The organism is Pseudomonas lactucae (assembly GCF_016937615.1).
Taxonomy (GTDB): Bacteria; Pseudomonadota; Gammaproteobacteria; order Pseudomonadales; family Pseudomonadaceae; genus Aquipseudomonas; species Aquipseudomonas lactucae.
In genome coordinates this window covers 1-5,004 of the sequence record NZ_JAFHKI010000157.1, presented here as the reverse complement: position 1 = coordinate 5,004, position 5,004 = coordinate 1, and the positions used below count along the sequence as shown (strand labels likewise).

At 62.8% G+C, this 5,004-nt stretch carries 5 protein-coding genes and 1 pseudogene; 4 read left to right on the top strand and 2 right to left on the bottom strand.

Annotation, left to right across the window (positions count from 1 at the left end):
* The first annotated feature begins 105 nt into the window (after window positions 1-105).
* The 4 genes from JWR98_RS24875 to cmoB are packed head-to-tail and all read left to right on the top strand — an operon-like array spanning window position 106 to window position 2,886.
* Window positions 106-495: a protease inhibitor I42 family protein gene (locus JWR98_RS24875; protein ID WP_003172022.1), complete on the top strand. Its 390-nt coding sequence runs from the start codon at window positions 106-108 to the stop codon at window positions 493-495.
* Window position 496: 1 nt separating this feature from the next.
* A complete protein-coding gene (locus JWR98_RS24870; RefSeq protein ID WP_078731723.1) occupies window positions 497-1,153 on the top strand; it encodes a lysoplasmalogenase in 657 nt (218 codons plus the stop codon).
* Between the two features lie 36 nt (window positions 1,154-1,189).
* Window positions 1,190-1,933 (top strand): carboxy-S-adenosyl-L-methionine synthase CmoA, encoded by a 744-nt coding sequence (gene cmoA, locus JWR98_RS24865; protein ID WP_205491470.1) that lies wholly within the window; start codon window positions 1,190-1,192, stop codon window positions 1,931-1,933.
* A complete protein-coding gene (gene cmoB / locus JWR98_RS24860; protein ID WP_078731721.1) occupies window positions 1,930-2,886 on the top strand; it encodes a tRNA 5-methoxyuridine(34)/uridine 5-oxyacetic acid(34) synthase CmoB in 957 nt (318 codons plus the stop codon). The genes cmoA and cmoB overlap by 4 nt, the downstream gene beginning before the upstream one ends.
* Window positions 2,887-2,963: 77 nt before the next feature.
* Here cmoB and tadA read toward each other — a convergent pair whose 3' ends face one another.
* Together tadA and JWR98_RS24850 are read right to left on the bottom strand one after the other, a co-directional pair.
* The gene (gene tadA / locus JWR98_RS24855; RefSeq protein ID WP_078731720.1) at window positions 2,964-3,461 is read right to left on the bottom strand and encodes a tRNA adenosine(34) deaminase TadA; all 498 of its coding nucleotides are present in this window, start codon (window positions 3,459-3,461) and stop codon (window positions 2,964-2,966) included.
* A pseudogene (locus JWR98_RS24850) lies at window positions 3,461-4,842 on the bottom strand (multicopper oxidase family protein). Before JWR98_RS24850 ends, tadA begins: the two are co-directional and overlap by 1 nt.
* Between the last annotated feature and the right edge of the window lie 162 nt (window positions 4,843-5,004).

The following is a 5,004-nucleotide window of genomic DNA, read 5'->3' as shown; positions in this document are numbered from 1 at the left end:
GGGGCTTGCCCCCGATGCGGCCCACCCTGCCACCCCCCCCCGCCTGTCACACCCAGCCCCATCTTCGGTTATGCTCGCCCTTCGTCATGCATAAACGGAGCCCCCATGACCGCTGCCCGCCTGCTTCTCCCCTTGAGCCTTGCCCTGCTGGCCGCGTGCGCCAGCGCGCCGAAGCAAAACGTCACCGTGGACAACCAGAGCGCCTGCCCGCTCCAGCTTAAATCCGGGCAAAACCTGATTCTGACCCTGCCCAGCAACCCCACCACCGGCTACCGCTGGGCCATCCAGGACTCCGCTGGCGGCGTGCTGCGCGCGCTGAGCCCCGAGGTCTACAGCAGCACGGAGTCCGGTGTGATCGGCGGTGGCGGCCAGTCGACCTGGCGCTTCCAGGCGTTCGCCGCCGGCCAGGGCCGTTTGCGCCTGACCTCCCAGCAACCGTGGGAACCGGAAGCCGAACCGGCCGAAGTCTTCGACTGCGCCATCACGGTGAACTGAAATGCCGTGGCTGATTCTGGCGTTGATGGGCTCCGCCACCTTTGTCTACGGCCTGGCCACGCATGCGGCCTTGTTGTGCCTGCTGGTCAAGCCGCTGCCGGTGCTGGCGCTGCTCGGCTGGCTGCATGACGCGCCGCCCACCGACTATCGACGCTGGATCAGCCTGGGGCTGATTTTTTCTCTGGTCGGCGATGTGTTGCTCGCCTGGCCGGGCGACCTGTTTATCTTCGGCCTTGGTGCGTTTCTGTTTGCGCACCTGGCCTACCTCAAAGCCTATTTAAGCGATTGCCGACGCTTGGCCCTGTGGCCGTTGGCACTGGCACTGGGCGTGGGTGCGATCCTGCTGAGCATCCTGATTTCCCACGGCCTCGGCAACTTGCTGATCCCCGTGATGGTTTACGCGCTGGTGATCAGCGCCATGCTCTGGCGCGCGCTGGCACGCCTGGGCAGCGACGTGCCGAAACGCTCGGCGCTGTTGGCGGCAGCGGGCGCGGTGTCGTTCGTGTTTTCCGACACGTTGATCGGTATTAACCGTTTTGTCGTGGCGTTCGAGGCAGCGCCGTATGCGTTGATCGCCACCTACTGGCTCGGGCAGTGGGGTATCACCGCTTCGGCTTTCCATCAGACAACCCGCGCACACGAGGGCCAACTTGGCTAAAATGCCGGCCTTTCCCCCCTCGTCGCCGGAACAACCGTGAGCAAAGAACCCGATCGCCTATTCGCCCAGCCCCTGCCCCAGGTGCCGGACTTCGCCTTTAACGAGGACGTGGTGCGGGTGTTCCCGGACATGATCAAGCGCTCGGTGCCAGGTTACCCGACCATCGTCGAAAACCTCGGTGTGCTTGCGGCACAGTTTGCCCAACCGAACAGCATGCTCTATGACCTGGGTTCGTCCCTGGGTGCAGTGACCCAGGCCCTGCGCCGTCATGTACGCACTGACGGTTGCCGAGTGATCGCTGTGGATAACTCGGCGGCCATGGTCGAGCGCTGCCGCGAATACCTGAATGGCCAGGACTCGATGTTCCAGGAGCTGCTGCCGGTCGAGGTGATCAACGGCGACATCCTCGCGTTGCAGTTCCAACCGGCCTCGGTGGTGGCGCTGAATTTCACCCTGCAATTCATTGCCCCCGAAGAACGCCTTGCGTTGCTTGGGCGCATTCGCCAAGCGCTGTTGCCCGGCGGCGCGCTGATCCTCTCGGAAAAGCTGCGCTTCAACGATGCAGAAGAACATGCCCTGCTCACCGACCTGCATATCGCGTTCAAACGCGCCAACGGCTACAGCGAACTGGAAATCGCCCAGAAGCGCAGCGCCATCGAAAACGTCATGAAGCCCGACAGCCTCGAAGAACATCGCGAACGCCTGCTGGCGGCCGGGTTCTCGAAAGTTGTGCCGTGGTTCCAGTGTCTTAACTTTGCCTCGTTGATTGCCCTGCCATGATTGATTTGTCCCCCCTCGCCCGTCATTTGGTCGGCACTCCCCTGGCCGTTTGGGCCCAAGGCCTGCAAGCGCAGCTCGACAGCAAAATGGAGAAGGGTCACGGCGACCTGGAGCGCTGGCAAAGCGCGCTGGACACGCTGCCGAAGATTCAGCCCAGCGACGTCGACTTGCTCAATGGCCTGACCCTCGATACCGAGTGCGATGACGCCACCCGCGCACAAATGCACACCGCGCTGATGGGGCTCAGCCCATGGCGCAAGGGACCGTTCCACCTGTTCGGCGTGCATGTGGACACCGAATGGCGCTCGGACTGGAAGTGGTCCCGCGTAGCGCCGCACCTGAACCTTACGGGCAAGCGCATCCTCGATGTGGGCTGCGGCAACGGTTACTACATGTGGCGCATGCTCGGCGCCGGCGCCGACAGCGTGATCGGCGTCGACCCCAACTGGCTGTTCTTCTGCCAGTTCCAGGCGGTGCAGCGTTATCTGTCTGAGCCCAAGGCGTGGCACTTGCCATTCCCGTTCGAAGATTTGCCGGCAAACCTGGAAGGCTTTGACACGGTATTCTCCATGGGCGTGTTTTATCACCGCCGCTCGCCGATCGAGCATTTGCTTGCGCTGAAAGACACTCTGGTCAAGGGCGGCGAGCTGGTGCTGGAAACCTTGGTGGTCGAAGGCGATCAGCAACAGGTGCTGGTGCCGGAGGACCGCTACGCACAGATGCGTAATGTGTGGTTCCTGCCATCGGTGCCGGCGCTGATGCTCTGGCTGCGGCGTGCCGGGTTCATTGATGTGCGCTGCGTGGATGTGAGCGTGACCACGGTAGAGGAGCAGCGAGGGACGGCGTGGATGAAGTATCAGTCGCTCAGCGATTTTCTCGATCCGGAAGATCACAGCAAGACGATTGAAGGGCTGCCGGCGCCGATGCGGGCCGTCATCATCGCCAGGAAGTAACCCCGACCGCCCTGAAACAACAGAGATCTAAATGTGGGAGGGGGTTGCCCCCTCCCACATTTGAACTTCAGTGTTCTTTAGAGTGATGTTTTGGCTCGGCGGGCTTTGAAGAATTCGCTCAACACCGCTCCGCACTCTTCGGCCAGCACCCCGCCTTCAAACAACACCCGATGGTTCAGAAACCCCTGGGTAAAAAACTGCCCCTGGCTTTGCACAATCCCCGCCTTGGGTTCCAGCGCGCCATACACCACCCGCGCAATCCGCGAATGCACGATCAGGCCGGCGCACATGCTGCACGGTTCCAGCGTCACATACAGCGTGCTGCCCACCAGACGATAATTGCTGATCGCTTGCGCGGCGGCGCGGATGGCAACCATTTCGGCATGGGCGCTGGGGTCGTTGCCGCTGATGGGGCAGTTGAAGCCGCGCCCGATGATTTCACCGTCCTGCACCAGCACCGCGCCCACCGGCACTTCACCCAGTGCGGCGCCTTGGGCGGCGAGGGCCAGGGCTTCGCGCATGAAATGCTGATCGCGGCTGCGGTCGATGATCGCGGTGGGGCGAATCTGGCGCATCACGCCACCTCGATGGCGGCCATCAGGCCGGTTTCCATGTGGTCGATCACGTGGCAGTGGAACATCCATACCCCTGGGTTATCCGCCACCAACGCTACGCGGGCGCGCTCGTTCTTGCCCAGCAGGTAGGTGTCGGTGAAGTACGGGATCACCTTGTGGCGGTTCGAGGCGATGACCTTGAAGCTCATGCCATGCAAGTGGACCGGGTGCTGGTACTGGGTCATGTTCTTGAATTCGAAAATGTAGCTCTTGCCCAGCTCAAGCTTGGCAATCGGACGGTCGGCGCAGGTCTTGTCGGTAATGTCCCAAGCCTGACCGTTGATCTGCCACAGGCTGGGTGGCTTGCCGTTGTCGACATTGACCGACACCGAGCCGACCCATTCGAAATTGAAGTTGAGTTTCTCGGCGTTGGCCAGGTCCGGCTCGGCCACCGGGTTGGCCGGCAGTGCCGGCGGCCACGCGGTCGGCGCATCGTTGTTGACCACCGAGCGGAAGGTGCCGAGGCGTACCGGGCCGTTGCGGATCGACAGTTCTTCACCCGCCGGCGCGCCTTGATCGCCAGGCAAATGCGCATGCCCGGGCCCAACCAGTATTCCTTGCCCAGCGGGCGCGGCTCGATGGGGTTGCCGTCCAGCGCGTAGATCTGCGCTTCGACGTCGGGAATGTTGATGCGGTAGGTCAGGGTGTTATCGAGGTTGAGCAGGCGCACGCGGGTGATCTGCCCGGCAGGCAGGTCGATGACCGCCTGGGGCACGCCGTTAATGGTCGAGAGGCGCCCGGCGGTACCGCCACGCGCCGCTTCACGCGGGATGCTGAACTCGACAAAGGCGCCCTCTTCGTCGATGTGCCAGTTCTTCAGGCTCAAGGTGCGTTCGTATTTGAAACCGGTGGGCTCGCGCTCTTCCACGATCAAAGGGCCGACCAGGCCACGGCCGAGTTCTTCGCTGCTGCTCACATGGGGGTGGTACCAGTAGCTCCCGGCGTCGGGCACGCGGAATTTGTAGTCGAAGTACTCACCGGGCAGTACCGGCAATTGCGAGACGTAGGGCACACCGTCCATTTCCAGCGGCAGGCGGATGCCGTGCCAGTGAATGGTGGTGGCGACCGGCAGATGGTTGATGAAGCGCACCCGCAACCACTCACCCTGGCGTACCCGTAACTCGGTGCCCGGTGCCGAGGGGCCGAATGCCCAGGCTTGGGTCGTGTGGCCCGGCACCAGCTCCATGTCCAGCGGTGCGGCGATCAGCTCGTAGTCGTGCCCCGCCTCGGCCTCGGCGACTTTCCCCAACCAGTAGCGATAGGCACCACCGGTACCGACGCCCACTACGGCCAGGCCTGCAAGACCACCCAGGATTTGTCGACGGGAAAAGGATCGGGACACAACAACCTCACGTATCGGCGGCGGGCCAGTGGCCTGCAAAGGGCGGATACGATACACCTGCGTCGGCTAAACAGTAAGGCTTCGCATGTGGAGGCTTGCTCCCGATAGCGGTGTATCAGTCATAAATGTAGTGGCTGACACTCTGCTATCGGGGGCAAGCCC

Bases quoted from the DNA above. Each gene is read 5' to 3' on its own strand.
- cmoB (WP_078731721.1), top strand. From the start codon at position 1,930: ATGATTGATTTGTCCCCCCTCGCCCGTCATTTGGTCGGCACTCCCCTG.
- tadA (WP_078731720.1), bottom strand. From the start codon at position 3,461: ATGCGCCAGATTCGCCCCACCGCGATCATCGACCGCAGCCGCGATCAG.
- JWR98_RS24875 (WP_003172022.1), top strand. From the start codon at position 106: ATGACCGCTGCCCGCCTGCTTCTCCCCTTGAGCCTTGCCCTGCTGGCC.
- JWR98_RS24870 (WP_078731723.1), top strand. From the start codon at position 497: ATGCCGTGGCTGATTCTGGCGTTGATGGGCTCCGCCACCTTTGTCTAC.